This is a genomic window from Micromonospora sp. NPDC005707, assembly GCF_040631005.1.
Lineage (GTDB): Bacteria > Actinomycetota > Actinomycetes > Mycobacteriales > Micromonosporaceae > Micromonospora.
Genome location: NZ_JBEXYR010000001.1, coordinates 116,161 through 141,387 on the forward strand (window position 1 = coordinate 116,161; position 25,227 = coordinate 141,387).

27 protein-coding genes are annotated in these 25,227 nt (G+C 74.6%); 5 read left to right on the forward strand and 22 right to left on the reverse strand.

The window, feature by feature from the left end; translation table 11 throughout:
• Positions 1-19: 19 nt before the first annotated feature.
• Positions 20-361, reverse strand: a complete 342-nt coding sequence (locus ABZ452_RS00545; protein ID WP_357937368.1) for a hypothetical protein — start codon at positions 359-361, stop codon at positions 20-22.
• Between the two features lie 406 nt (positions 362-767).
• Here ABZ452_RS00545 and ABZ452_RS00550 point away from each other — a divergent pair, with 406 nt between their 5' ends.
• Positions 768-1,904: a tyrosine recombinase XerC gene (locus ABZ452_RS00550; protein ID WP_357937369.1), complete on the forward strand. Its 1,137-nt coding sequence runs from the start codon at positions 768-770 to the stop codon at positions 1,902-1,904.
• Positions 1,905-1,966: 62 nt separating this feature from the next.
• Entirely contained in the window at positions 1,967-3,148 is a 1,182-nt protein-coding gene (locus tag ABZ452_RS00555; RefSeq protein ID WP_357937371.1) for an aminotransferase class V-fold PLP-dependent enzyme, read from the forward strand.
• Here ABZ452_RS00555 and ABZ452_RS00560 read toward each other — a convergent pair.
• Positions 3,082-3,747 (reverse strand): M23 family metallopeptidase, encoded by a 666-nt coding sequence (locus ABZ452_RS00560; RefSeq protein WP_357938157.1) that lies wholly within the window; start codon positions 3,745-3,747, stop codon positions 3,082-3,084. The two genes, ABZ452_RS00555 and ABZ452_RS00560, sit on opposite strands and share 67 nt — an antisense overlap.
• 172 nt (positions 3,748-3,919) lie before the next feature.
• On the opposite strand from ABZ452_RS00560, the gene ABZ452_RS00565 reads away from it, so the two are divergent.
• A complete protein-coding gene (locus tag ABZ452_RS00565; protein WP_357937373.1) occupies positions 3,920-4,570 on the forward strand; it encodes an SAM-dependent methyltransferase in 651 nt (216 codons plus the stop codon).
• 20 nt (positions 4,571-4,590) lie between these two features.
• Complete coding sequence (locus ABZ452_RS00570; protein ID WP_357937375.1) at positions 4,591-5,697, forward strand: sulfite oxidase; 1,107 nt, start codon at positions 4,591-4,593, stop codon at positions 5,695-5,697.
• Positions 5,698-5,754: 57 nt separating this feature from the next.
• Here the strand turns inward: ABZ452_RS00570 and ABZ452_RS00575 are convergent, their stop codons facing one another.
• The 12 genes from ABZ452_RS00575 to proS all read right to left on the reverse strand — a co-directional run bounded on the left by ABZ452_RS00575 (position 5,755) and on the right by proS (position 14,074).
• A complete protein-coding gene (locus ABZ452_RS00575; protein ID WP_169598379.1) occupies positions 5,755-6,078 on the reverse strand; it encodes a DUF2469 domain-containing protein in 324 nt (107 codons plus the stop codon).
• Positions 6,075-6,935 carry a ribonuclease HII gene (locus ABZ452_RS00580; RefSeq protein WP_313722563.1) on the reverse strand — a complete coding sequence of 287 codons (861 nt, stop codon included), beginning with the start codon at positions 6,933-6,935 and terminating at the stop codon, positions 6,075-6,077. Before ABZ452_RS00580 ends, ABZ452_RS00575 begins: the two co-directional genes overlap by 4 nt.
• A complete protein-coding gene (locus ABZ452_RS00585; RefSeq protein ID WP_357937378.1) occupies positions 6,929-7,396 on the reverse strand; it encodes an NUDIX domain-containing protein in 468 nt (155 codons plus the stop codon). Before ABZ452_RS00585 ends, ABZ452_RS00580 begins: the two co-directional genes overlap by 7 nt.
• An 87-nt stretch (positions 7,397-7,483) precedes the next feature.
• Positions 7,484-8,116 carry a signal peptidase I gene (gene lepB / locus ABZ452_RS00590; RefSeq protein WP_357937380.1) on the reverse strand — a complete coding sequence of 211 codons (633 nt, stop codon included), beginning with the start codon at positions 8,114-8,116 and terminating at the stop codon, positions 7,484-7,486.
• Positions 8,113-8,991, reverse strand: coding sequence for a signal peptidase I (lepB, locus tag ABZ452_RS00595; RefSeq protein ID WP_357937382.1), 879 nt, complete (start codon positions 8,989-8,991; stop codon positions 8,113-8,115). Before lepB (ABZ452_RS00595) ends, lepB (ABZ452_RS00590) begins: the two co-directional genes overlap by 4 nt.
• A gap of 193 nt (positions 8,992-9,184) precedes the next feature.
• A complete protein-coding gene (rplS, locus tag ABZ452_RS00600; RefSeq protein WP_107077631.1) occupies positions 9,185-9,544 on the reverse strand; it encodes a 50S ribosomal protein L19 in 360 nt (119 codons plus the stop codon).
• Positions 9,545-9,687: 143 nt separating this feature from the next.
• Complete coding sequence (gene trmD, locus ABZ452_RS00605) at positions 9,688-10,476, reverse strand: tRNA (guanosine(37)-N1)-methyltransferase TrmD (protein WP_357937384.1); 789 nt, start codon at positions 10,474-10,476, stop codon at positions 9,688-9,690.
• Positions 10,477-10,492: 16 nt separating this feature from the next.
• Complete coding sequence (rimM, locus tag ABZ452_RS00610) at positions 10,493-11,035, reverse strand: ribosome maturation factor RimM (RefSeq protein ID WP_357937386.1); 543 nt, start codon at positions 11,033-11,035, stop codon at positions 10,493-10,495.
• On the reverse strand, positions 11,035-11,295 hold the full coding sequence (locus ABZ452_RS00615) for an RNA-binding protein (RefSeq protein ID WP_030500803.1): 261 nt from the start codon (positions 11,293-11,295) through the stop codon (positions 11,035-11,037). Before ABZ452_RS00615 ends, rimM begins: the two co-directional genes overlap by 1 nt.
• Positions 11,270-11,755, reverse strand: coding sequence for a 30S ribosomal protein S16 (rpsP, locus tag ABZ452_RS00620; RefSeq protein WP_151463123.1), 486 nt, complete (start codon positions 11,753-11,755; stop codon positions 11,270-11,272). The genes ABZ452_RS00615 and rpsP overlap by 26 nt, the downstream gene beginning before the upstream one ends.
• A 242-nt stretch (positions 11,756-11,997) precedes the next feature.
• Positions 11,998-12,618 (reverse strand): DUF402 domain-containing protein, encoded by a 621-nt coding sequence (locus ABZ452_RS00625; RefSeq protein ID WP_357938159.1) that lies wholly within the window; start codon positions 12,616-12,618, stop codon positions 11,998-12,000.
• A gap of 49 nt (positions 12,619-12,667) precedes the next feature.
• The gene (gene proS / locus ABZ452_RS00630; protein ID WP_357937388.1) at positions 12,668-14,074 is read right to left on the reverse strand and encodes a proline--tRNA ligase; all 1,407 of its coding nucleotides are present in this window, start codon (positions 14,072-14,074) and stop codon (positions 12,668-12,670) included.
• 188 nt (positions 14,075-14,262) lie between these two features.
• On the opposite strand from proS, the gene ABZ452_RS00635 reads away from it, so the two are divergent.
• The gene (locus ABZ452_RS00635) at positions 14,263-14,835 is read left to right on the forward strand and encodes a TetR family transcriptional regulator (RefSeq protein ID WP_357938161.1); all 573 of its coding nucleotides are present in this window, start codon (positions 14,263-14,265) and stop codon (positions 14,833-14,835) included.
• A gap of 50 nt (positions 14,836-14,885) precedes the next feature.
• On the opposite strand, the gene ABZ452_RS00640 is transcribed toward ABZ452_RS00635, so the two are convergent.
• From ABZ452_RS00640 to ABZ452_RS00675, 8 genes are all read right to left on the reverse strand, one after another.
• Positions 14,886-15,974 (reverse strand): amidohydrolase family protein, encoded by a 1,089-nt coding sequence (locus ABZ452_RS00640; protein ID WP_357937390.1) that lies wholly within the window; start codon positions 15,972-15,974, stop codon positions 14,886-14,888.
• Between the two features lie 102 nt (positions 15,975-16,076).
• Positions 16,077-17,630 carry a signal recognition particle protein gene (ffh, locus tag ABZ452_RS00645; RefSeq protein WP_357937392.1) on the reverse strand — a complete coding sequence of 518 codons (1,554 nt, stop codon included), beginning with the start codon at positions 17,628-17,630 and terminating at the stop codon, positions 16,077-16,079.
• A 1,218-nt stretch (positions 17,631-18,848) separates the two neighbouring features.
• A complete protein-coding gene (locus ABZ452_RS00650; RefSeq protein ID WP_151463117.1) occupies positions 18,849-19,505 on the reverse strand; it encodes a response regulator transcription factor in 657 nt (218 codons plus the stop codon).
• Entirely contained in the window at positions 19,502-20,626 is a 1,125-nt protein-coding gene (locus ABZ452_RS00655; protein WP_357937395.1) for a sensor histidine kinase, read from the reverse strand. The genes ABZ452_RS00650 and ABZ452_RS00655 overlap by 4 nt, the downstream gene beginning before the upstream one ends.
• A 20-nt stretch (positions 20,627-20,646) precedes the next feature.
• Entirely contained in the window at positions 20,647-21,468 is an 822-nt protein-coding gene (locus ABZ452_RS00660; RefSeq protein WP_357937397.1) for an ABC transporter permease subunit, read from the reverse strand.
• The gene (locus ABZ452_RS00665) at positions 21,458-22,360 is read right to left on the reverse strand and encodes an ABC transporter ATP-binding protein (protein WP_357937399.1); all 903 of its coding nucleotides are present in this window, start codon (positions 22,358-22,360) and stop codon (positions 21,458-21,460) included. The genes ABZ452_RS00660 and ABZ452_RS00665 overlap by 11 nt, the downstream gene beginning before the upstream one ends.
• Positions 22,361-22,483: 123 nt before the next feature.
• Positions 22,484-24,856 (reverse strand): [protein-PII] uridylyltransferase, encoded by a 2,373-nt coding sequence (locus ABZ452_RS00670; RefSeq protein ID WP_357937401.1) that lies wholly within the window; start codon positions 24,854-24,856, stop codon positions 22,484-22,486.
• 10 nt (positions 24,857-24,866) lie between these two features.
• Positions 24,867-25,205, reverse strand: coding sequence for a P-II family nitrogen regulator (locus tag ABZ452_RS00675; RefSeq protein ID WP_013284578.1), 339 nt, complete (start codon positions 25,203-25,205; stop codon positions 24,867-24,869).
• Positions 25,206-25,227: the final 22 nt, after the last annotated feature.

Consider the following 25,227-nt stretch of genomic DNA (forward strand, 5'->3'; position numbering starts at 1 on the left):
CCCGGGCCTGCCCGTGCGCTCAGTCACCCTCGAACCGGATCTCGGCGTCGCGGCTGTTCAGGCAGCGCCGGGCGAGGAGGGCCAGCCGGCGGACCTGGTCGACCTCCGCCGGCGCCCGGGCCACCTCGGCCAGGCAGCGCAGCTCGGCCAGCAGTTGCGGCACCCCCTCGGCGGTCACCACCAGCTCGCCGAGTGGGTCGACCCGGTCCAGCAGGGGCGTACGGCCCCCGCCCCGCACCCGCTTGAGCAGGTCCAGCAGGACATCGTGCGGGTCCCCCACCACGTCGGTCGAGACGTACGACGGCCGGCGGCGAACGGGCCCGGCCCGCACCTGCCGGTAGAGGACGGCATCCACCCCCACGCTCGGTCCCTCCTCCCACCGGCGTCGCCACCCCGGGGACGCCCGTTCCGATCCGTCTCGCGAATCACCCTTCCGCGCCGCCACCACGCCGGGTACGCCCCCCAGCGCCCGGCCGCCCGCCGTGGCGGGGTGTCGGCACCTGTCGGCAACACCGGCCGGTCGCCCGCCGGCGACCCGGGGTTGCCACTGTCCTGTTCGTAGGAACAGTTTCCCCTGTCCAGGGGCAGGTCAGCCACCCCGAACGGCGTGCCGCGCCGCGTCAGGTTCCGGGGCGACGCCGATCCGACGGCGCGCAGGCCGGCCGCCACTCGCCAACGCCCTTAGGCTGAGGTCGTGTCCCCGCCCGCCACCGCTCCGGAGCGCGCCGCGAGCGCCCTCGGCACCGACGAGTCAGCCGGTACCCGCGATGACTGACCAGCGGCGTGGCACGCGGGCGTCCCACGAGGCACTCCCGGCCCCGATGCGGGAGGCGGTGGACGATTTCGCCGACCACCTGGCCCGGGTGCGCAACCGGTCCGCGCACACCGTGCGGGCATACGTGACGGACCTCGTCGCACTGCTCGACCACGCGGTGCGGATGGGTTGCACCGACCTGTCGGAGCTGGACCTGACCGTGCTGCGGAGCTGGCTGGCGAAGCAGCGGACCATGGGAGCGGCCCGGACGTCGCTCGCCCGGCGGGCGGCCACGGCCCGCACGTTCAGCGCCTGGGCGCACCGGGCCGGCCTGCTGCCCGGCGACGTTGCCGCGCCGCTGGCCAGTCCCAGGGCGCACCGCGAACTGCCCACCGTCCTGCGGGCCGACCAGGCCGCCGCACTCATGGACGCCCCGCGCCCGAACCGGGCCCGGACGGCGACCGATGCCGCCGACACCGCACCGGTCCGGAACGAGAACGACACCCGGCCCGGGAGCGGGAACGCCAAGCCGGCCCGCGACGAGCGCAACACGCGGCGCCGAAGGGACGACGTTCAACCGGTCGGAGGCGGGAGCGCCGGGACGGCGAGCCGCGCGCCGGCCGCAAGCGGGAACGGCGAGCCCGACGCGGTGTTGCTGCGGGACCGGCTGCTGCTCGAACTGCTCTACGGCACCGGCGTCCGGATCAGCGAGGCCTGCGGCCTCGACGTCACCGACGTCGACCAGGCCCGCCGGGTCGTACGCGTGCTCGGCAAGGGCGGACGCGAACGGGCCGTGCCGTACGGGGTGCCCGCGCAGCGGGCCCTGGACGACTGGCTCGCCCGTGGCCGGCCGGCCCTGGCGGTGCCCCGCTCCGACCGCGCGCTGCTGCTCGGGGCCCGGGGCGGCCGGCTCAACCCCACCACGGCCCGCCGGATCGTCGCCGGCTACGCCGAGGCCGCCGGCCTGCCGCGGGTGACCCCGCACGGGCTGCGGCACTCGGCCGCCACCCACCTGCTGGAGGGCGGCGCGGACCTGCGCGCCGTGCAGGAGTTGCTGGGGCACTCCTCGCTGGCCAGCACCCAGATCTACACCCACGTGTCCGTGGAGCGGCTGCGGGCGGCGTACCGGCAGGCACACCCCCGAGCCTGACCGCGCGGGACCGGCTCGCGGAAGCGGCGGGCTGATGATCCACGGCGGGCTACGATCGCCCGATGACGGTTCCGCAGCCGCCCGAGCCGATCCCCGGGGCTCGGCTGCTCTTCTCCCTCGACCCGTCGGTCAGCCATCTCAACCACGGATCGTTCGGCGCTGTCCCGATCGCCGTGCAGCGCGCCCAGCAGCGCCTGCGCGACGAGATGGAGGCCAACCCGCTCCGCTTCTTCACCCAGGGTCTGGTGGAACGGATCGCCCACGCCCGGCGGCACCTGGCCACCTTCCTCGGCGCAGATCCGGAGGGCACGGCGCTGGTCGGCAACGCCACCACCGGCGCCGCCATCGTGCTCCAGTCGCTCGGGCTGGGTCCCGGCGACGAGGTGGTGACCACCGACCACGGCTACGGGGCGGTCGGCTTTTCGGTGGACCGGGAGTGCGCCCGGACCGGGGCGGTGTCGAGGACTCTGCCCGTGCCGCTGACCGCCACCGACGAGGAGGTGGTGGAGATCGTCCGGGCCGGGCTGCGTCCCGGGCGGACCAAACTGCTGATCGTCGACCAGATCACCTCGCCGACCGCGCGGCTCTTCCCGACGGCGGCGATCGTCGGGGTGGCCCGGGAGCAGGGTGTCCCGGTGCTGGTCGACGCCGCGCACGCCCCGGGCATGCTGCCGACCACGGTGGCCTCGGTCGGCGCCGACTTCTGGGTCGGCAACCTGCACAAGTGGGCGTACGCGCCGCGCGGCACCGCCGCGCTGGTGGTGGCGCAGCGGTGGCGGGAGCGGATCCGGCCGCTGGTTGTCTCCTGGGAGCAGGGCAGCGGGTTTCCCACCCGGGTCGAGTGGCAGGCGACCCTCGACTACACCGGCTGGCTGGCCGCCCCGGTCGGCCTGTTCACCCTGCGCAGCCTCGGCCTGGACCGGGTGCGGGCGCACAACGCGGCGCTGGCCGCGTACGGGCAACGGGTGGTCGGGGACGCGCTCGGGGTGGCGCCGGCCGACCTGCCGGAGCCCGGCGGACCGACGGTCGCCATGCGGCTGATCCCGCTGCCGCCCGGCCTCGCCACGACGATGGACGCGGCGCGGGACCTCCGGGCCCGGATCGCGGACCGGCTCTCGGTCGAGGTGTCGACGGCCGCCTGGAACGGTCGCGGCTACCTGCGCCTGTGCGGCCAGGTCTACAACACCCCGGACGAGTACGACCGGCTGGCCGTCCGGCTGCCCACGCTGCTGGCCCAGGGCTGAGCGGCGGCTCCGGTGGGCGGCGAATCGAGCGGGAGCAGCCGGACCGGGCCGAGCCCGAGCAGGGCGAGCGGATCCAGGTACTCCTCGCCCCGGCGCAGCCCCCAGTGCAGGCACGCCGCCGCGACGCAGCCGGGATGCCCGGCGACCAGCAGGCCGATCGGTGTGCCGGCGGCGACGCGGGCGCCGGCCGCCGGGCCGGGGAGGACCGGCTCGTAGGTGGTGCGCAGCCCGTCGGCGTGCCCGACGGTGACCACCGGCCGCCCGGCCACCGTGCCGGCGAAGAGGACCACCCCGGCGCCCGCCGAGCGGACCTCGGCGCCCGGGGTGGCGGCCAGGTCCACGCCCCGGTGCCCGGGCAGCCAGGGCTCCGGCGGCGGGTCGAACCGGCGCGTGACGCGCGGTGCGCCGGCCAGGGGCCAGCGGAACCGGGCCGCCGGCGCGCCGGCCACGGACGATCCGGGCGACGGCCGCGCCGTGGCCGTCGGAGACGACGGCCTCCCACCCGACCCGACGGACGGAGCCGCAGCCCATCCCGAGGAAGACGGTCGGGGCAGCGCCGGACGCGCGACCGGCAGGCCCGGGAGGACCAGCAGCACCATCACGAGGGCCGCGCCGGCCCGGCTCGACAGGATCCACACGCCACCGCACTCTGCCCGCCCCGCACCATCCCCGCACCACCCGAGCGCCGCCACTGTGGACAGATGCGACCTGTGGACGCACCCCCACCCGCGGGAGCGATCTGCTAACCGGCGCGCCGCCTATGCTGGCCGCGTGACGAAGGACTGGTACGCCTGGCACACCGACTACGACCAGCCCGATTCCTCCCTGTCCCGCCGGCTCACGGAAGTGCGGGACCTCATCGCGGAGGCGCTGGACGGCGCGCCGCCCGGGCCGCTGCGGGCGATCAGCCTCTGCGCGGGGCAGGGGCGGGACCTGATCCCGGTGCTCGCCGGCCATCCGCGCGGCCGGGATGTGACGGCCCGCCTGGTGGAGCTGGACCCGCGCAACGCCGAGGTGGCCCGGCGGGCCGCCGCCGAGGCGGGGCTGACCGGCGTCGAGGTGGTCGTCGGGGACGCCGCGTCGACCGACCGGTACGTCGACCTCGTGCCGGCGCACCTCGTCCTGGTGTGCGGCATCTTCGGCAACATCACCGACGCCGACATCCGGGCCACCGTGCGGCACTGCGCGTCGCTGTGCGCCACCGGCGGCACGGTCTTCTGGACGCGGCACCGCCGCGAACCGGACCTGGTGCCCGCCATCTGCGACTGGTTCGCCGAGGAGGGCTTCGCGCCGGTCGCGGTGAGCAGCCCGGCCGACGGGGTCGGCGTCGGCGCGCACCGCTTCGCCGGCCGGCCCCGCCCGCTGGAGCCGGGCGCGGCGATGTTCGCGTTCATCGGCTACGACCGTCTCACCCACCCCTGAACAGGCCGAGGAGCAGCGAGATGACCACCGTGGACGACGTCAGCCGGCCCTCCCGGGTCGCCGGCCCCGACGAGGCGATCAGCGCCGAGGAACTCCAGTTGGCCGCGCGCAACCACGGCATCCCGCTGGAGGCGCTGCGCTACGACGTGACCCCGGCCGGGCTGCACTACCTGCTCATCCACTACGACATCCCGGACGTAGACCCGGCGGCGCACGCGCTGACCGTGGGCGGCGCGGTCACGCGTCCGCTCCGCCTCGACCTGGCGGCGCTGCGGGAGCGGCCCCGGGTCACCCACCGGGTGACGTTGGAGTGCGCGGGCAACGGCCGGGCGCTGCTGCACCCCCGCCCGGTGAGCCAGCCGTGGCTGGTGGAGGCGGTGGGCAACGCCGAGTGGACCGGCACCCCGCTGGCCCCACTGCTGCGGGAGGCCGGGTTGGCGCCCGACGCGGTGGACGTGGTCTTCACCGGCGCGGACCACGGGGTGGAGCGCGGGGTCGAGCAGGACTACCAGCGGGCGCTTCCGGTGGCGGACGCGCTGCGCGAGGAGGTGCTGCTGGCGTACGAGATGAACGGCGCTCCCCTGCTGCCGCAGCACGGTGCGCCGCTGCGGCTGATCGTGCCCGGCTGGTACGGCATGGCGCACGTCAAGTGGCTGCGCGACATCCGGGTGCTGACCGAGCCCTTCGACGGCTACCAGAACGCGGTGGCGTACCGGCTGCGGCAGGACGCCGGCGACCCCGGGGTGCCGGTGACCCGGATCGAGCCCCGCGCGCTGGTCCGCCCGCCGGGTTTCCCGGACTTCATGTCGCGTACCCGGGTGCTGCGGCCGGGGCCGTGCACGGTGGACGGTCGGGCCTGGTCGGGGCACGCGCCGGTGACGGCCGTCGAGGTGACCTTCGACGGCGGTACGACATGGGTGCCGGCGACCCTGGACGAGCCGGCCGGGGGCGAGTGGGCGTGGCGGCGGTGGCAGGTGTCGTGGCGGGCGACGCCGGGGCGGCATGTGCTGGGTGCCCGGGCGGTCGACGCCTCCGGGCGAACCCAGCCGGTCGAGCAGCCGTGGAACCGGGGCGGGTTCGCGAACAACCTGGTGCAGCGGGTCGAGGTGGTCGTGCTGGCGGAGTGATCCGCCTCGGGCGGTCCGCCGGGCCTTCGGGCCCGCCGGCCGCCGGGACGGCTGGGGTCAGCCGCCGAATCCGGAATCTGCGGGAAGCGAGATCTCGGGCTTTTCGAGCTCTTCCACATTGACGTCCTTGAACGTCATTACGCGGACATTCTTGACGAAACGGGCGGGGCGGTACATGTCCCACACCCAGGCGTCGTGCATCTCGACCTCGAAGTAGACCTCGCCGTCCGAGTTACGCACGTGCAGGTCGACCTGGTTCGCCAGGTAGAAGCGGCGCTCGGTCTCCACCACGTAGGAGAATTGGCGGACAATGTCGCGGTACTCCCGGTAGAGCTGCAGCTCCATCTCGGTTTCGTACTTCTCGAGATCTTCCGCGCTCATCGCACTCCGCCTTCCATGACCACATCTTCCCCCACCGACGCCGGAGGTCGCGGCTGCTCGCCCAACGCCACGCCGACGGTACCCCCTGCCGCGTCGGAGCGCTCCATCGGCTCGTCCGGGCCGTCGTCGAACGCCCCGTCCGGGGCGCCGAAGAGCACCTCGTCCGGGCTGCCGGCAGCCGGCCGGCGGGAGCGGGGCGGCCGGCCGTCCCGTCCCGAGACGGTGGCGACATTCACATACGAGAAGCGGTGTTCCCGGCAGGGCCCCCGCTCGCGCAGCGCGGCGCTGTGCTCGGGGGTGATGTAGCCCTTGTGCTCGGCGAAGCCGTAGCCCGGGTGCCGCTCGTCCAGTTCCACCATGATCCGGTCCCGGGTGACCTTGGCGAGCACGCTCGCCGCCGCCACGCAGGCGGCCACCCGGTCCCCCTTCCAGACCGCCAGACCGGGCACGTCCAGCCCGTCCACGCCGAAGCCGTCGGTCAGCACGTATTCCGGGCGGGTGGTCAGCGAGGCGAGCGCCCGGCGCATGGCGGCCAGGTTGCACACGTGCAGCCCGCGCGCGTCGACCTCCTCGGCGGGGATGACCACCACCGCGTACGCCAGGGCCCGCGCCACGACCTCCTCGTAGACCCGCTCCCGGGCCGCCGGGGTGAGCAGCTTGGAGTCGGCCAGCTCGTCGATCTCGCCGCGCCGCCCCTCGGGCAGCACCGCGGCGGCGGCCACCAGCGGCCCGGCGCAGGCGCCGCGGCCCGCCTCGTCGGCGCCGGCCACGTGCCGGAAGCCGCGCCGTTGCAGCGCCCGCTCCAGCGCGTAGAGGCCGCCGTCGCGGCGCACGACGGTGCGCGGCGGGGTCAGCACGGGCCACCCCCGGCGAGCGCCCGGGTGAGCCGGTCCGCCAGGTCCGGCGGGTAGTAGCGCTCGGTCGTGGCGGCCAGCTCGCCGGCCGACCACCAGCGGTGACCGTGCACGCTGGCCTGTTCGACCTCGTCGAAGCCGGCCGTGTCGACCTCCCAGGTCGGCACCCGGACCAGGAAGAACTCCTGCTCCTGCCGGTACCAGACCCCGTCGAACGGGAACTCGACCGTCTCCGCCCAGACCGGGGCGCCCAGGTCGGCCGGGGCGAGCCGCAGACCGGTCTCCTCGGCCAGCTCACGTGCCGCGCCCGCGGCCGGGGCCTCCCCCGGGTCGAGGCCGCCGCCGGGGGTGAACCAGTAGCGGTGGCCCGGCCGGGCCGGATCACTGCCCTCGAACAGCAGCACCCGGTCGGACGCGTCGACGAGCAGCACCCGGGCCGCGCGACGAGGGGTGTAGACGGTCACCGCACAAGCCTGCCAGACGCCTCCGACGAACGCCCACGCCCTCCGGCTCCCGGAGTGCGGGCGCCGTCACGGAGCCGGGCCGGCAAGTCAGGGATTGGGGATGGCGTCGAACTGCTCCGGCACGCTGAGCCAGGTCGCCCGGCCGACCGGCCAGAAGATCGTGAAGGCCCGCCCGACCACCTGGTCCTCGGGGATGGTGGCCTCGCCGATGTCCTCGCCGGACTGCTGCCAGTGCTCCAGCGAATCACCGGAGGCCTCCCGGTGGTCGCCCATCACCCAGAGCCGGCCCTTCGGCACGGTGATGTCGAAATCCTGGTCGGCGGGCTTGTTGCCGGGGAAGATGAACGGCTCGTCGATCGGCTTGCCGTTGATGATCAGCCGTTCCTGCGGGCCGGTGCGGTCGCAGCAGACCACGTGGTCGCCGCCGACACCGATCACCCGCTTGATGAAGTCCTCGCCCTGCGGGTTGCCGCTCCACTCGGTGGGCGCCTTGAAGACGATCACCTCGCCGCGGTGCGGCGAGCGGAAGTCGTACACCAGCTTGTTGACCAGCACCCGATCGTCGATCTTGAGGGTGTTCTCCATGGACGGCGAGGGGATGAAGAAGGTCTGCAGCACGAAGGCACGAACCAGCACTGCGACCAGGATCGCCACGCCCAGGAGGATGGGCAGCTCCTTCCAGAAGGAGTTGCGCGGCTTCTCGGTCTGCTCGTCAATCACGGGTGGAGCCTACGTCCCCGGCCGTGGCGCAGTCGCCCCGAACGCGCGAAGACGGAGAGCGCCGCCGTGACCGGGAGGATCAGGACGACCCCGCCCACCGGATCGGGGTCCACCGGTGCCGGCCCGGCCGGCGCGGCGTTCGGTTGTGGCAGGTCGGCGAAGGTTTTCGGGACCGGCAGGGTGGTCCACCGCTGGGACGGCCAGACGATCATGAAGGCCCGGCCGACCACGTTGTCGATCGGCACGGGGCCCTGGCACCGGGCGTCCTGGGAGACCAGCCGGTGGTCGCCCATCACGAAGATCTGCCCCGGCGGCACGACGATCTCGGTGAACTGCCGGGAGCGGCACTCCTTCGGGTTCGGCGGCAGGTCGACCGGCGAGTCCTCGGAGACGTACCCCTGCTCGTCCAGCGGCACGCCGTTGACCACCACGCGGCCCTTGTCGCAGCACCAGACCTTGTCGCCGGGCACGCCGATGACCCGTTTGATGAAGTCCTTCTCGCCGGGGCGGCTGATGCCGACCAGGTCACCGAGGGTGCGGCCGACCTTGCCGGCGAAGTTGGTCGGGGGCGCGGGGGCCTCCTGGGCGACCCACCGGTCGGTGCCCCGGAACACGACCACCTCGCCGCGGACCGGGTCGCGGACGTCGTAGACGACCTTGTTGACCAGCACCCGGTCGCCGATGAGCAGGGTGTTCTCCATCGACCCGGACGGGATGAAGAACGCCTGGAGCAGGAAGGTGCGGATCAGCACCGCGAGGCAGAAGGCGACGACGAGGAGCAGGGGCAGTTCCTGCCACAGCGGCATCTGCCGGCGGGTGCGCCGCCTGCGGCGCCACGGGTCGACGGTGCCGTCCTCGTCAAGCATCTGCACCATGCCACTCTCCGGTCCGCGGAAACGACACTACCGCCCGGGAGTCTCCTGAGAAGACCCCACGGGCGGTAGTGGACCGCTGTGACACCGCGTCGAGTGGGCGCGGCGCGCCGTCCCCCGGCGCCCGTACGACCAGGGTAATGCGCTCCGGTCGATACGACATCCGCACAGGTCAGGCGGCGTGGCGAGGCGAAATTCAGCTCGCCGGCTGCTTCTCGCGCAGCTCCTTGATCTTGGCCTTCTTGCCTCGCAGCTCGCGCAGGTAGTAGAGCTTGGCGCGCCGCACGTCACCGCGGGTCACGACCTCGATGCGGTCGAGGGCCGGGCTGTTCAGCGGGTAGGTGCGCTCCACGCCCACACCGAAGCTGACCTTGCGGACCGAGAAGGTCTCGCGCAGACCGTCACCCTGGCGGCGGATGACGACGCCCTGGAAGATCTGGACCCGGGACCGGTTGCCCTCGACAACCCGCGCGTGCACCTTCACGGTGTCACCGGCGCGGAAGTCGGGCAGGTCAACGCGCTTCGACTGGGCGTCAAGGGCGTCCAGGATGTTCATCGCTGTGTCCTCGTGAGGCTCACGGCGCACCGTCAGTCGGTGCGCGGATGGGTGATTCTGACCCCCGGGTGGTGGCCGGCGACGCCGACCCCGGTCGAGGGTCCTCGCAGCCGCCCACGGCGTGGACGGATGCGGCAACCCCTCTACTTTGCCACATCCCCCGCCCGGGGCTGAAATCCACCCCGGTCCAACGCCGCCCGGTCCCGCTTGTCCAGGCTCTCCAGCGGCAGCGCGGCGATCAGGTCGGGGCGGCGGGCCGCGGTCCGCAGCAGCGCCTCGTCGCGCCGCCAGCGGGCGATCTTCCCGTGGTCACCGGAGCGGAGCACCTCGGGCACCTCGTGCCCGCGCCACTCCGCCGGCTTGGTGTACATCGGGGCTTCCAGCAGCCCGTGGGCGTGCGACTCCTCGTCCAGCGAGCCGGCGTTGCCGAGCACCCCGGGCAGCAGCCGGGTGACCGCCTCCAGGATGACCAGCACGGCCACCTCACCGCCGAAGAGCACGTAGTCGCCCAGCGAGACCTCGGTCACCCGCATCCGGGCCGCCGCGTGGTCGAGCACCCGCTGGTCGATGCCCTCGTAACGGCCGCAGGCGAAGAGCAGGTGCGACTCGGCGGCCAGCTCGTGGGCCATGGCCTGGGTGAACGGGACGCCGGCCGGCGACGGGACGAGAAGCCGGGGCAGGGTGTGCCCGTCCGGGCTCAGCTCGTCGGGGGCCAGGGCGTCGAGGGCCTCACCCCACGGCTCCGGCCGCATCACCATGCCGGGACCGCCGCCGTAGGGGGTGTCGTCGACCGTGCGGTGCACGTCGTGGGTCCAGGTCCGCAGATCGTGTACGGCCAGCCGCAGCGTGCCGCCCGCCCGGGCCTTGCCGATCAGCGACAGGTCCAGCGGGGCGAAGTATTCGGGGAAGATCGACACGATGTCGACGCGCATGAGGGGGTGGCTCCAGTCAGAGGTCGAGCAGCCCGGCGGGCAGCTCGACCACCACGCGCCCGCCCGCGACGTCGACCTCGGGGACGATCGCCTTGACGAACGGGATGAGCGCGGTGCGCCCCTCGGGGCGCCGCAGCACCAGCAGGTCGGAGGCGGGAGCGTGGTCGATCCGGGCCACCTCGCCCAGCCGCTCGCCGGCCGGGGTCACCACGGCCAGGCCGACCAACTGGTGGTCGAGGAACTCCTCCGGGTCCTCCGGCGGAGCGACGTCGGCGCTGTCCACGCCGAGCAGGGTGCCGCGCAGCGCCTCGGCGACGTCGCGGTCCAGCACGCCCTCGAAGTTGACCAGCAGCCGCCCCTGGTGCCAGCGGGCGGACTCGATGGTCAACTCCGCCGGCACGCGGTAGGCGCCGGGCTCCCGGGGCGCGACCGCCCCCGGCTCGGTGCTGAGCACCGCTCCGGGGGCGAATCGTGCTTCGGGCTCATCGGTCCGCACCTCCACGGTGACCTCACCGCGGATGCCGTGCGGCTTGCCGATCCGGCCGACGATGAGAAGCATCAGTACGAGTCGACGATGTCGACGCGCACCCCGCGCCCACCGATGGAGCCGATCACCTGGCGCAGCGCCTTGGCGGTCCGGCCGGACCGCCCGATCACCGTGCCGAGGTCCTCCGGGTGCACGCGGACCTCGAGCCGCTTGCCCCGACGGGAGTCGACCATGCGCACCCGGACGTCGTCCGGGTGGTCGACGATCCCCTTCACCAGGTGCTCCAGGGCCGGACGCAGCGCCATGTCAGGCCTGCTCGCCGGACTCGGCACCGGTCTGCTCCTCGGCCTTCGGCGCCTCGGCCTCGGCGGCCGGGGCGGCAGCCTTGGCCTCGGCGGCCGGAGCCGCAGCCTTGGCGGCCTTCTTGGCCGGGGCCGGGGTGTCCGCCACGCCGGCGGCGGCCTTCGCCTCGGCCTCGTACGCCGCCTTGCGGTCGGCCCGCTCGGGGGCGACCTTCAGCGGCGGCGGGGCCGGCAGGCCCTTGAACTTCTGCCAGTCACCGGTCAGCTCCAGCAGGCGCTGCACGGCCTCGCTCGGCTGCGCGCCGACCGACAGCCAGTACTGGACCCGCTCCGACTTGACCTCGATCACCGAAGGGTCTTCCTTCGGCTGGTACACACCGACGAACTCGATCGCGCGACCGTCACGCTTGGTGCGCGAGTCGGCGACGACGATGCGGTACTGCGGGTTGCGGATCTTGCCCATCCGCAGGAGCCGGATCTTTACGGCCACAGTTGTTTCGCTCCTGTTGCGATCTCACCGGCCCGGTACGGGCGGTGTGGCGGGTGAGCGCCGACCGGCACAGTGGGGTTGGGCCGGAGACTGCTCGGTTAACTGGCGACGCGCCCGGGTTAGAGGGCGCCGGACGCGCGCCGGATACCAGCGACCCATTCTGCCATGTCCGGCCGCGATCTCTCACACCGGACCCGGACAGCTCGCCCGGGTCGCCCGCGCCGGTGACGAACGACACGAACTCAGCGGACCGGCGGCCGGTCCCAACCGGGTGGCAGTTCGTCCGGTACGTCCCAGTCGGCGGGCGGGGTGAAGTCGCACCAGGTGCCGTCGAAGGGGAACTCGCCGGCCTCGGCGATCCGGATCACCCGCTCCCCCTCGGCCCGGACCGCCTTCTCGTCGGTCACCCAGTAGTGCCCGGGGAAGGCGAGGCGCTCGACGAACTCGTCCTCGTCCTTCCACTCCCAGCTCAGGTCCGGGTGGACCAGCACGTCGAGGTCCTGGTCGAGCATGTCGACCCCGGCCACCGCGCCGTCGTCCCAGCGGATGCCGGGCTCCTCCAGGTTGACGTACCAGTTCTTGAACCGGCCCCGGTCGTCCCGGAACCACCAGACCGAGTGGGCGGCGCCCGTGGGCAGGAACTTCAGCACCGGCGGACCGCTCCAGCGCCCCTGCGCCAGCCGGTAGGACGAGGTGATCCACTCGGCGAAGGGCACGGCTCGCATGCCCAGCCCCGCCTCGGTCACCTCGTGCGCCACCGGGGTGTTCCGGGCCACCCAGAGCAGCAGGCCCCGGTCGTCGTCGCACACCACGCGGGCCGACCGGACCCAACCGATCCGGCCGTGCCGCACGTTGCGGTGCATGATCAGCCGGCCCGGCGCGAACCGGTCGACCGGGAGGCCCGGCCGCACCTCAGTAGGCGCGGGCCAGGACGGCGACCAGGTCGGGCTCGTCCTCGGAGTCCGGCACCGAGCCGTCGGCCCGCAGCAGGCACCGGACCGTGACGCCCTGACCGTTCGCCTCGGCCTCACCCTCGACGCCGACCGCCGACCACGGCACCTTGGCCCAGCCGGCGCCGGCCGCCTCGATCGCCTCGGCCAGCGTGCCGACCTCGACGGTCCGGGACCGCCGGAACGCCAGCGCCTGGTCGTGCAGCGCCTGCTGGTCCGCCTCCAGCGCGGCGAGCACCGCGCCCACCACGTCGGCGACCGGGACCGGCGCCTTCGAGCCGTCCGTACGCCGGACCACCACGGCGTTGCCGGCGGCCAGGTCGCGGGGGCCGACCTCGACGCGCACCGGGTAGCCGCGCAGCTCGGCGTCGACCGCGCGGCGGCCGAACGCCGTGTCGGTCCGGTCGTCCAGCGCGACCCGGACGCCGGCGTCACGCAGCGCGTCGCACAGCTTGTTCGCCGCCTCCGCGACGCCCTCGCCGTCCTTGACGACCATCACGTACGCCTGGACCGGCGCCAGCTTCGGCGGCACCCGCAGGCCGTTGTCGTCGCCGTGGCACATGATCAGGCCGCCGAGCATGCGGGTCGAGGTGCCCCAGGAGGTGGTCCAGGCGTGCTCCCGACCGCCCTCGGCGGAGGAGTAGCTGATGTCGAACGCCTTGGCGAAGTTCTGGCCGAGCTCGTGGCTGGTGCCCAACTGGAGGGCCTTGCCGTCGCCCATCATGCCTTCGCAGGTGTAGGTGGCGGTCGCGCCGGCGAAGCGCTCGCGGGCGGTCTTCAGGCCGACCACCACGGGGATGCCGAGCACGTTGACCATCAGGTCCTCGTACGCCTCGTGGAGGATCCGGCGGGCGTAGGCGCGGGCATCCTCGCGGGTCGCGTGCGCCGTGTGCCCCTCCTGCCAGAGGAACTCGCTGGTGCGCAGGAAGATCCGGGGGCGCAGCTCCCAGCGGACCACGTTCGCCCACTGGTTGAGCAGCAGCGGCAGGTCCCGGTAGGAGTCGATCCACTTGGCCATGAACTCGCCGATGACCGTCTCGCTGGTGGGGCGGACCACCACCGGCTCGGCGAGCTGCTTGCCACCGCCGTGGGTGACCACCGCCAGCTCCGGCGAGAAGCCCTCGACGTGCTCGGCCTCGCGCTTGAGGTAGCTCTCCGGGATGAAGAGCGGGAAGTACGCGTTCTCCGCGCCGGCCGCCTTGATCCGGGCGTCCATCTCGGCCTGCATCCGCTCCCAGATGGCGTAGCCCGCCGGTCGGATGACCATGGTGCCCCGCACCGGGCCGTTGTCGGCCAGCTTCGCCTTGGCGATCAGGTCCTGGTACCAGCGGGGAAAGTCCTCCGCACGGGGAGTGAGCACGCGTGCCATGACCGCACATCCTATGCGCCGGGCGGGCCACCGCTGCGCCCGGGAGTCGGCGCGCGCCGTGTCGCGCCGCCCGACCGTAGACTTCGACGACGATGGGTGAGCTTCCAGACGACGGCTCCGGGGCGTCGCGCGACGGCTCCGGCTCGCGGCGCGGCACGGGACGCGCCGAGCCGGAGCTGTCGAAACGGCTGCGGGACGAGATCGTGGCCGCCGCCCGCGCGCAGACGATCGCCGCGGGCTGGGACGGCGTGCGGATGGGCGGGGTGGCGCGGGCCGCCGGGGTGAGCCGCCAGACCGTCTACAACGAGTTCGGCAGCAAGGCCGGCCTGGCCGAGGCGCTCGCCCGGCGCGAGGTGGACCGGTTCGTCGGCGAGGTCCGCGCGGCCCTCGACGCGCACGGCGCCGACGTGCGGGCCGCGGCGTACGCGGCCATCCGGCACACCCTCGCCGCCGCCGCGGACAATCCGCTGGTCAAGGCGATCCTGACGAGCGCCCGGGGCGGCTCCGACGAGCTGCTGCCCTACCTGACCACCCGGTCCGAGCTGGTCCTCGCCGAATCGTCCGCGGCCCTGCTGGAGTGGGCCGACCGGCACCTGCCGGAGGCCGACCCGACGGCCCGCGCCTTCGCCGCCGACACCATCGTCCGCCTGGTGGTCAGCCACATCGTGCTCCCCCGTTCCCCGGTGGACGAGACGGCCGACGAACTGGCCACCCTGGCCCTCCACCTCTTCCACACCGCCGCCACCCACCCGGCGGGCTGATCAGAAAGCTCGCGTCCGGATCGGTCCGTCCGCCGACGCGTACTTCTTGATCAACGAGGCGGGGACACGACCCGGCCGCGCAGGATGATGCGGGACGGGGTGCGGACCACGCGCAGGTCGCGACGGGGGTCCTCGGGGTAGACGGTCAGGTCGGCCAGGCCGCCCTCGACCAGGCCGGGGAAGCCGAGCCACTCCCGGGCCCGCCAGGAGGCGGCGGCGAGCACGTCCTCGGCGGACATGCCGGCCTGCTCGTGCAGGAGCAGCATCTCCTCGGCGGCCAGCCCGTGGTCGATGCCGCCGCCCGCGTCGGTGCCCACGTAGATCGGCACCCCCGCCTCGTGTGCGGCACGGACCACCTCGGGGAAGCGGTCGCGCAGGGCGAGCATGTGGTCGGCGTACCCGGGGAACTTCGCGCGGGCCTGCTCGGCGATGTGGCCGAAGGTCCGAATGTTGATCATCGTGGGCACCAGCGCCGTGCCCTGCCGGGCCATCAGGTCGATCAGGTCGAGGCTCAGCCCGGTGCCGTGCTCCACCGAGTCCACCCCGGCCCGCACCATGATCTCCACGGCCGACTCGGAGAAGGTGTGCACGGCCGCGCGCGCCCCGGCGGCGTGCGCCGCGGCCACCGCCGCGGTCATCGTGTCGGCGTCCCAGGCCGGCGCCAGGTCGCCCACCCCACGGTCGATCCAGTCGCCGACCAGCTTCACCCAGCCGTTGCCGGCGGCGGCCTGCGCGGCCACCGTCGCGGCCACCTCGGCCGCGCCGACCTCCACCCCGATGTCGCGCAGGTAGCGCTTCGGCGGTGCGACGTGCCGGCCGGCGCGGGCCAGTCGCGGCAGGTCCGGCTCGTCGTCGAGTTCGGGGTACGGGTACGGCGAGCCGGCGTCGCGGATAGCCAGCACGCCGGCGTCCCGGTCGGTGCGGGCCAGCTCGCGGGCCTGGTCGACGGAGGTGATCGGGGCGCCGCCACGGGCGATGCCGATGTGGCAGTGGGCGTCGGTCAGGCCGGGCAGCACGAAACCGCCGTCGACCACCGTCTCGGCGCCGGGCACCGGTTCGAAGGTGACCCGGTCGCCGACCAACCAGACGTCCCGGACCTCGTCGTCCGGCAGGAACACGCCGCGCACATGCAGAGCCATGTGCACAGTCCTACCCGATCACTCAAGCGAGCGTGTTACGAGCCCGCCACGGTACGCGGACGGCCCCGCCCCCGGGTGGGGAACGGGGCCGTCAGCACGCCGTCAGCGCGGGCCCTTGTCGCCGCCCTTGCCGAGCTTGTTGAAGTCGATCTTCGGCAGCTTGAAGCCCGGCGGCAGGCCCTGGCCACCGGCCAGGTCGCCCGGGTCGAGGCCCGGCGGCAGCTGCGGCATGCCGCCCGGGAAGCCGCCCGGCACCCCGGCGCCGGTGCGCGGCCGCCCGCCACCCTTGGTGCCCTTGCGCTTGTTCTTGGGCGACTTGGTCGCCTTGCGCCGGCCGCCACCGGGCAGGCCCATCATGCCGCCCATCTGCTTCATCATCTTCTGCGCGTCGGCGAAGCGGTTGAGCAGCTGGTTGACGTCCATCACGGTGACGCCGGAGCCGTTGGCGATGCGGGCCCGGCGGGAGCCGTTGATGATCTTCGGGGTGGTGCGCTCGGCCGGGGTCATCGACCGGATGATCGCGGTGACCCGGTCGAAGTGCTTGTCGTCCAGCTCGGCGAGCTGGTCCTTCATCTGCCCCATGCCGGGCATCATGGCCAGCACGTTGGCGATCGGACCCATCCGCCGGACCGCGATGAGCTGATCGAGGAAGTCCTCCAGGGTGAACTGCTCGCCGCCCATCAGCTTGGCGGTCATCTTCTCCTTCTGATCGGCGTCGAAGGCCTGTTCGGCCTGCTCGATCAGAGTGAGGACGTCGCCCATGCCGAGGATCCGGCTGGCCATCCGGTCGGGGTGGAAGACGTCGAAGTCCTCCAGCTTCTCGCCGGTGGAGGCGAAGAGGATCGGCTGCCCGGTGACCTCCCGGACCGACAGGGCGGCGCCACCGCGGGCGTCACCGTCGAGCTTGGAGAGGACCACACCGGTGATGCCGACGCCGTCGCGGAACGCCTCGGCGGTGCGGACCGCGTCCTGACCGACCATCGCGTCGATGACGAAGATGACCTCGTCGGGCTGGACCACGTCGCGGATGTCGGCGGCCTGCTGCATCATCTCGGCGTCGATGCCGAGCCGGCCGGCGGTGTCGACGATGACGATGTCCCGGGCGGCCCGCTTGGCGTGCTCGATCGAGTCGCGCGCGACCTGCACCGGGTTGCCGACGCCGTTGCCGGGCTCCGGGGCGTACACCTCGACGCCGGCCCGGCCACCGAGCACCTGGAGCTGCCCGACGGCGTTGGGGCGCTGGAGGTCGGCGGCGACCAGCAGCGGCTGGTGGCCCTGGGCCTTGAGCCAGCGGGCCAGCTTGCCGGCCAGGGTGGTCTTGCCGGAACCCTGGAGACCGGCCAGCATGATCACGGTCGGCGGGTGCTTGGCGAACTGGAGCCGCCGCCCCTCGCCGCCGAGGACGTTGATCAGCTCCTCGTTGACGATCTTGATGATCTGCTGGGCCGGGTTGAGCGCCTCGGAGACCTCGGCGCTGCGCGCCCGCTCCTTGACGTTCGCGATAAAGCCCTTGACCACCGGCAGGGCGACGTCGGCCTCCAGCAGCGCCATGCGGATCTCGCGCGCGGTGGCGTCGATGTCGGCGTCGGTGAGCCGACCCTTGCCGCGGAGCTTGGTGAAGATCCCGGACAGGCGGTCACTCAAGGTGTCAAACACGCGAACATCCCGTTTGTCGTATTCGGCGGGCACAGGCGGCCGGGCAGGTGTCCAGCCCACCGCTAGGGTAGCCCGCCACCCGCACCCTCGCTCCGACCCAACCCCACCACCGCCCCGCCGTCCACCCGCCCAGCCGGCCCGCCGCCGCGCCGCCCACCGCCTGCCGGCCCGCCGCCGCACCGCCCACCGCCGCCCCGCCCGCCCACCGCCCACCGCCGCGCCGCCGCGCCGCCCAAACAGGCCACCACCCGCCTACCACGGCCACGCCGGCCGCCGGCCGCCGCCGCGCCGCCCGCACACGCCACCACCCGCACACCACGGCCACGCCGGCCGCCGCCGCCGCGCCGCCCACACAAGCCGCCATCCGCCCACCACCGCCACGACCGCCGCCGGCCGGCCGCCCGCCGCACCCGCCTCACGCCTCACGCCGCCCGCCGCACGCCGCCCGCCGCACGCCGCACGCCGCACGCCGCACGCCGCCCGCCGCCCGCCGCCCGCCGCCCGCCGCCCGAGATCTTGGACGGAAATGGCCCCCAGGGGGGCCGTTTCGTACCAAGATCTTCTGGTTTCCCACTGTCCGGACGCGTTGTCTCGAGTGGTGGTGAGGGCGACGGTGGAGTCGGCACCCGGCCGGCGCTCGGGTGCATCGGTCGGCCGTGGCCGACTAGCAACTTGATGACGCGGATGACTCACCACGCAGGCGCCCGCCCAGCCCCGCGCCCGCCCCGCCCGCGCCGCGCCGACCCTTGATGCCGGGCCAACCCTCGATGGCCGTGGCCAACCCCGCCGGATCCACCCGCCGGATCCACCCCGCCGGATCCACCCGCCGGATCCACCCCGCCGGATCCGCCCCGTCGGGTCCACCCAGCCGGATCCGGCCGGATCCATCCCGCCCGGATCCACCCCGCCCGGATCCACCCCGCCCGGATCCACCCCCGGCCGGATCCACCCCCGCCCGGATCCACCCCGCCCGGATCCACCCCCGGCCGGATCCACCCCCGCCCGGATCCACCCCGCCCGGATCCACCCCGGGCCGGATCAACCCCGGGCCGGATCAACCCCGGGCCGGATCAACCCCGGGCCGGATCAACCCCGGGCCGGATCAACCCGCCGGATCAACCCGCCCTGCGCTGAATCGTTCACGCCATCAAGTTCGTAGCGCCGGAAGGAGGCATCCCCGGCCGCTGTGGTCCTGGCGGCGCTGGAGGCGCCGGTGGGTCAGGAGGCCACCAGGCCCGACTGGTACGCGAAGACCACCAGCTGCGCCCGGTCCCGGGCGCCCAGCTTCACCATGGCCCGGCTCACGTGGGTCCGCGCCGTCGCCGGGCTGACCACCAGCCGCTCGGCGATCTCGACGTTGCTCAGCCCCTCGCCGACCAGGCCCACCACCTCGCGTTCCCGGTCGGTCAGAGCGTCGAGCCGGGGGTGCGGGCGGGGCACCCGGGCCGGCCGGGTGGCGAACTCCCGGACCACCCGCCGGGTCACCGACGGGGAGAGCAGCGCCTCCCCCTCGGCGACCAGCCGGATGGCCCGCAGCAGCTCGGCCGGGCGGGTGTCCTTGGTGAGGAAACCGCTGGCACCGTGCCGGAGCGCGTCGAAGACGTACTCGTCCAGCTCGAAGGTAGTCAGCACGACCACCCGGGTGCCGGCCAGCGCGGGGTCGGCGACGATCCGGCGGGTCGCCTCGATGCCGTCGACGCCGGGCATCCGGACGTCCATGAGCACCACGTCGGGGCGTTCCCGGCGGGCCGCCTCGACGGCGGCGAGCCCGTCGGCGGCCTCCCCCACCACGGTGAGGTCGTCCTCGCTCTCCACGAGGGCACGCAGCCCGATCCGGACCAGGTCCTGGTCGTCGGCGAGCAGCACACGGATCATGCGACCTCCTCCACGGGCAGTGTGGCGGACACCCGGAAGCCGCCGGTGGAGGCGGGGCCGGCCGTGAACGAGCCGCCCAGCGCGGTGACCCGCTCCCGCATGCCGGCCAGCCCGTAGCCGGGCCGGTCCGCCGCGGCGGCAGGGCCGCGGCCGGTGTCGGTGACCTCCACGCCGACCTCGGCCGGCGCGTACCGGATCCGGACGGTGGCCGTCGCGGGTCCGGCGTGCCGCAGCACGTTGGTCAGCGCCTCCTGCACCACCCGGTAGGCGGCCAGGTCCACCGCGACCGGGACCGGGCGCGGCGCCCCGTCCACCTCGACGGTGACGGGGAGCCCCGCGCCGGCCAGCCGCTCGCGCAACTGCGGGAGCTGGGCCAGCCCGGGCGCGGGGGCGCGCTCGTCGGCGGGCTCGTCGCGGCGGACGACGGTCAGCGTCACCCGCAGCTCGTCGAGCGCCTCCTTGCTGGTGCGGCTGATCGCGGTGAGCGCCGCCTCGGCCTGCTCGGGCTTGCGGGCCAGCAGGTGCAGGGCGATCTCGGCCTGGAGGTGGATCGCGGCGAGCCCGTGGCCGACCACGTCGTGCACCTCCCGAGCCACCCGCAGCCGCTCGGCGTCGGCCAGCCGGCGCGCCTCGTCGGTGCGGCTGCGCGCCGCGTTCTCCCGGCCGAGCCGTACGGTGACCCCCACCGCGAACGGCACCACCACCCACGCGGCGGCCGGCATCAGCCCGACCACGCCGGGCGGGCGCACCCCCACGAAGACGTGCGTGAGCAGCGCGAGCAGCGCCACCCCGTTGGCCACCGCCGCGTCCCGCACCGGCCGGTACGCGGCCACCGTGTAGACCGCGACGAAGAACGACAGCAGGATCGGCCCGTACGGGTAGCCGAGCACCAGGTAGGCGGTGCTCACCGCGGTGACCACCGCCAGGGTGGGCAGCGGCCAGCGCCGCCGGACGGCCACCGCGAGCGCGGCCACCACGACCAACGGATAGGCGCCCGGCCCGGCCTCGACGCCCTGGTTGAGGCCGGCCGGCGCAGTGCCGGCCAGCCCGATCACCAGCAGGACCAGGGCGACGAGGCCGTCCAGGAGCCACGGGCCCCGGTTGCCACGCTCGCGGTCCACGTCGCCTCCCCCGCCCCGCCTCAGCCGATGTCCCGCCGGCGCAGCAGCACCGCGCCGACCGCCGCGAACCCGATCAGGTACGCGGCCACCACCATGGCCGCCTGCCCGCCGCCGACGACGGCCGCCACCCCCGGGGTGTCCCCGGGCGCGCCGAGCGCGGCGGCCAGCGACCCGGCGTTCGGCCCGGGCAGCCCCTCCTGGGCCTTCGCCACCCAGTCGACCAGCGGCGCGGCGATCGCGGCGAGCAGGTTCTGCACGGCGAGCATCCACACCAGGCCCAGCCCGACCGGCAGCGCCACGGCGCGCAGCGCGACGGCCAGCACGGCACCGAGCATGGCCCACATCGTCGCGATGAGCCACCCCGCCCCGATCCCGGTGAGCAGGTCGCCGGCCGACGGCCAGGTCACCGGCTGCGCCTCGGCGGACGCGATGAGCACGCTGGCCGCCGCGCCGACCGCGAACACGGCCAGCACCACGGCCAGCGCGGCGGCGGCGAGGGCGAGCAGCTTGCCCGCGTACACCTCCAGCCGGGTCGGGCCCTGGGTGAGCACGGTCTTCCAGGTGCCCCAGCCGTACTCGCCGCCGACGGTGAGCACGCCGAGGATCAGCAGGATCGAGCCGAGGAAGACCGGCAGGCCGCCGAGGGAGTTGCCGACCAGCTGGTCGGGGAGCAGGGCGGGCAGGGCGCGGCCGGTGTTCGGCCCGTCGGTGCCGCCCGCGAGGCCCGCGTACGGGAAGACGTAGGTGAAGATCAGTGCGAGCACCAGCGTGATGGCCAGCAGCAGCCAGCTGGCCGGCCGCCGGACGAGCTTGACCGTCTCGGCGCGGAAGCTACGCGACATCGGCCGTTCCCCTCTCCACGAGGTCGAAGAAGACCTGCTCCAGGTCCCGTTCCCGGGGGCGCAGCTCGCGCACGGCGAGCCCGGCCCCGACCAGCTCGGTGTTGAGCCAGGCGGCCCGGTCCGGCTCGACGGCCAGCTCCAGCCCGCCGTCGACCACCCGGACCCGCTCGGCGCCGACCAGTTCCCGCGCCCGGGCGGCCGCCGCGTCCAGCGGGTCGGCGAGCAGCCGCAGCCCGGCCGCGCCACGCAGCTCGGCGACGCTGCCCTCGGCGACCAGCCGGCCCCGGGCGATCACCCCGACCCGGTCGCACACCTGCTCGACCTCGCCGAGCAGGTGGCTGGAGACGAGCACCGTGCAGCCGGCCGCGCCGAGCCGGCGGATCAGCGTGCGCATGTCCGCCATGCCGGCCGGGTCGAGGCCGTTGGTCGGCTCGTCCAGGATCAGCAGGCGGGGGTCCTTCAGCAGCGCGGCGGCCACGCCGAGCCGCTGCTTCATGCCCAACGAGTAGCCGGCGTAGCGGTCGCCGGCCCGGTCGGTGAGGTCGACCAGGTCGAGCACGAGCGCGACCCGGTCGGCGCCGACCCCGGCGTAGCAGGCCAGCACCCGCAGGTTCTCCCGCCCGGAGAGGTACGGATAGAAGGCCGGCCCCTCGATCAGCGCCCCGACCCCGGTGAGCCGGCCGGCGGCGGGCGGCCGGCCGAGCAGCCGGACCGTGCCGGCGGTGGGCCGGACCAGCCCGAGCAGCATGCGCAGGGTGGTGGTCTTGCCGGCGCCGTTGGGGCCGAGGAAGCCGTACACCTCGCCCGCCCGGACGGTCAGCTGGAGGTCCTGCACGGCGGTCAGGCCGCCGTACCGTTTGGTGAGCCCTTCGGTCTGCACTGGCAGGTTCATGCCCCCGAGCGTCCCGCCGGGCGGGCCCCGGCACGTCGCCCCGCAGGCGGCTCCGCGCCTACGTCGCCGGACGTAGTGCGGGTGTCGGAAGGGGTACCGGAGGCGTCGAGACTGGGCCAGTCCTTACACGGCGGCGAGCACGGCGGTCTCGATGCGCTCGCGGTCCGCCGGCGTCGGCCAACCGCCGACCAGGTAGAACACGTCCACCACGTCGCCGCCGAGGGTGGAGATCCGGGCGGCCCGCACCTGGGCGCCGGCCTCGTCGAGGGCGCCGGCGACCCGGTAGAGCAGCCCGGCCGCGTCGGCGGCGCGCAGTTCCAGCAGCACCGCGTCGGTGGCGGCCTCGCGGTGCCAGACCACCCGGGGCGCGGCGCCCCGGGCCCGCGCGGCGAGGGCCCGGCCGCGCAGCCGCTGGGTGACCGAGACGTCGCCGGTGACCGCGCGGCGCAGGTCGGCGGTGAGCGCGATCGGGTCGGGGGCCAGGCCGTAGCGCGGCTGCACCCGGCACTGCACCAGGGCGCGCCCGTCGACCGTCGCGGCGTCCGCGGAGATCACCTCCAGCCGGTGCAGGGCCAGGCAACCGGCCACCGTGGCGAGCAGGCCCCGCCGGTCGGCCGCGGCCACCGACACCCGGTCCTCCCCGAGGTGTACGACCGGCAGCGGCCCGGCGACCAGCGCGGGGTCGGGGGCCGGCGGGGCGGGCACCACGCCGGTGTCCAGGGCGGTCCGCACCCGGGCGACGAGTTCGGCGACCAGGCGGCCCTTCCACTCCGACCAGGCGGCCGGCCCGGTGGCCGCGGCGTCGGCCCGGACCAGGCCGTGCAGCAGGTCCAGGGTGGTGGTGTCGCCGACCCGCTGGGCGACACCGGCGATGGTCTTCGGGTCGGAGAGGTCCCGCCGGGTGGCCACGTCGGGCAGCAGCAGGTGCAGCCGGACGAGCTTGGCGATCAGCGCCGCCTCGTCGTCGGGCAGCCCGATCCGGGTGGCCACCGCTTCGGCGAGGGGCGCCCCGACCGTGCTGTGGTCTGCGAAGGTGCCGGCGGGCTCATGCCTGCCGGCCCGCCCGGCGGCACCTTCGCCGGGCAGGCCCTTGCCGATGTCGTGCAGGAACGCGCCGAGCAGCAGCAGGTCGGGCCGGTCCACGTCGCGGGTGTGCCGGCTCGCCTCGTACGCGGCCTGCACCAGGTGCCGGTCCAGGGTGAACCGGTGCACCGGGTTGTGCTGGGGCAGGCTGCGCAGCCGGGTCCACTCGGGCAGCCAGCCGTCGATCAGGCCGTACCGGTCGCAGGTTTCCCAGGCGGGCACCAGGCCGGGACCGGCACCGAGCAGGGTGATCAGCGCGGCCCGGGCGGCCGGCGGCCAGGGCGCGGGCAGCGGCGGGCAGTACGCGGCCAGCCACTCGCAGGTGGCCCGCGCGATGGGCAGCCGGGTGGTGGCCGCGGCGGCGGCGACCCGCAGCGACAGGCTCGGGTCGGGGCGCGCGCCGATCGCCGTGCGGGCGAGGACGAGCTCGCCGTCCTGCTCGACCACGTCGCGGGCGACCGGGCGGCGCAGCGGCCGGCCGGCGGCGCTCCGGTGCCGGCCGGCGCGGAGCCGGTCGGCGGCCCGCCAGGCGTCGTCGAGGGCGTGGCTGACGGTCCGGGCGTCCCCGGCCACCCGGCGCAGCAGCACGTCGCCGTCACCGATCGTCACCGTCTCGGCGTCCGCGTCCCCGGTCAGGGACGCGCGCAGCCCGAGCAGGGCGGCGACGCCGTCCCGCTCCTGGGCGACGACCCGGTCGACCCGGCGGCCGACCTGCTGGTGCAGGGCGTCCCGGGTGTCCAGCAGCCGCCGGTGGGCGGCGTGCACGGCGGGGCGGAGGGCGTCGGTGACACCGGCGGTGGCGATGGCCCGGAGGAGGCCGACGTCGCGCAGCCCGCCGGCGGCCTCCTTGAGGTCCCCTTCGAGCAGGAAGGCCAGCTCGCCGTGGGCCTCCCAGCGGGCGTCGGTGATCTCCCGCAGCTTCGGGAGCTGCCGGACGGCGGTGCGCCGCCAGTGGTCGGCGGCGGTGCGGACGAGCTGGTCGGCCAGCACCGGGTCGCCGGCGACGTGGCGGGCGTCGAGCAGGCCGAGGGCGACCTTGACGTCGTCCTGGGCCACGGAGAGCGCCTCGGCGACCGTGCGCACCGAGTGGTCCAGCCGCAGCCCGGCGTCCCAGATGGGATACCAGAGCGAGGCGGCCAGCTCGTCGATGCCGGGCACCCCCGCGTGCAGCAGCACCAGGTCGACGTCGCCGTAGGGCGCACACTGCCGCCGTCCCAGCCCTCCGACCGCGACCAGGGCGATCCCCGCCCGCGCGGGGAAGATCCCGCGCAGCCACCCGTCCAGCGCCTCGGCCCGCGCCCGCCGGGCGTCGGCGCCGATCCCGCCCGGCACGCCGACGACCTCGTTGATCAAGAAGTTCGCGTCGCCGTCGCCGGGGTGTCCGGACGCGTTCTCCTTGATCAACGAGGTCATCGAGGTGTCCTCAGAGGGCGTCGAGCCCGCGCTCGCCGGTGCGGACCCGGACGACCTCCTCGACGCCGGTCACCCAGACCTTGCCGTCGCCGATCTTGCCCGTCCGCGCCGCGCCCACGATGGCGTCGACGATCTTGTCGACGTCCATCTCGTCGGTGAGCACCTCGACCCGGATCTTGGGCAGGAACTCGACCGTGTACTCGGCACCCCGGTAGACCTCGGTGTGCCCCTTCTGCCGGCCGTAGCCCTGGACCTCGCTGACGGTCAGGCCGGCCACGCCGAGGGCGTGCAGGGCCTCCTTCACCGCGTCCAGCTGGTACGGCTTGATGACCGCGGTCACCAGCTTCATGTCCAACCCCTCCATCCCAGGA

Coding starts and splice junctions, on each gene's coding strand:
- rimM (WP_357937386.1), bottom strand. CDS start 11,035: ATGCTTCTCATCGTCGGCCGGATCGGCAAGCCGCACGGCATCCGCGGT.
- ABZ452_RS00675 (WP_013284578.1), bottom strand. CDS start 25,205: ATGAAGCTGGTGACCGCGGTCATCAAGCCGTACCAGCTGGACGCGGTG.
- ABZ452_RS00550 (WP_357937369.1), top strand. CDS start 768: ATGACTGACCAGCGGCGTGGCACGCGGGCGTCCCACGAGGCACTCCCG.
- ABZ452_RS00665 (WP_357937399.1), bottom strand. CDS start 22,360: ATGAACCTGCCAGTGCAGACCGAAGGGCTCACCAAACGGTACGGCGGC.
- ABZ452_RS00555 (WP_357937371.1), top strand. CDS start 1,967: ATGACGGTTCCGCAGCCGCCCGAGCCGATCCCCGGGGCTCGGCTGCTC.
- proS (WP_357937388.1), bottom strand. CDS start 14,074: ATGGCACGCGTGCTCACTCCCCGTGCGGAGGACTTTCCCCGCTGGTAC.
- ABZ452_RS00575 (WP_169598379.1), bottom strand. CDS start 6,078: ATGAGCGCGGAAGATCTCGAGAAGTACGAAACCGAGATGGAGCTGCAG.
- ABZ452_RS00670 (WP_357937401.1), bottom strand. CDS start 24,856: ATGACCTCGTTGATCAAGGAGAACGCGTCCGGACACCCCGGCGACGGC.
- trmD (WP_357937384.1), bottom strand. CDS start 10,476: ATGCGCGTCGACATCGTGTCGATCTTCCCCGAATACTTCGCCCCGCTG.
- ABZ452_RS00640 (WP_357937390.1), bottom strand. CDS start 15,974: ATGGCTCTGCATGTGCGCGGCGTGTTCCTGCCGGACGACGAGGTCCGG.
- rplS (WP_107077631.1), bottom strand. CDS start 9,544: ATGAACATCCTGGACGCCCTTGACGCCCAGTCGAAGCGCGTTGACCTG.
- ABZ452_RS00660 (WP_357937397.1), bottom strand. CDS start 21,468: ATGTCGCGTAGCTTCCGCGCCGAGACGGTCAAGCTCGTCCGGCGGCCG.
- ABZ452_RS00560 (WP_357938157.1), bottom strand. CDS start 3,747: ATGGTGCTGCTGGTCCTCCCGGGCCTGCCGGTCGCGCGTCCGGCGCTG.
- ABZ452_RS00650 (WP_151463117.1), bottom strand. CDS start 19,505: ATGATCCGTGTGCTGCTCGCCGACGACCAGGACCTGGTCCGGATCGGG.
- ABZ452_RS00570 (WP_357937375.1), top strand. CDS start 4,591: ATGACCACCGTGGACGACGTCAGCCGGCCCTCCCGGGTCGCCGGCCCC.
- lepB (WP_357937382.1), bottom strand. CDS start 8,991: ATGGTGCAGATGCTTGACGAGGACGGCACCGTCGACCCGTGGCGCCGC.
- ABZ452_RS00625 (WP_357938159.1), bottom strand. CDS start 12,618: ATGCACCGCAACGTGCGGCACGGCCGGATCGGTTGGGTCCGGTCGGCC.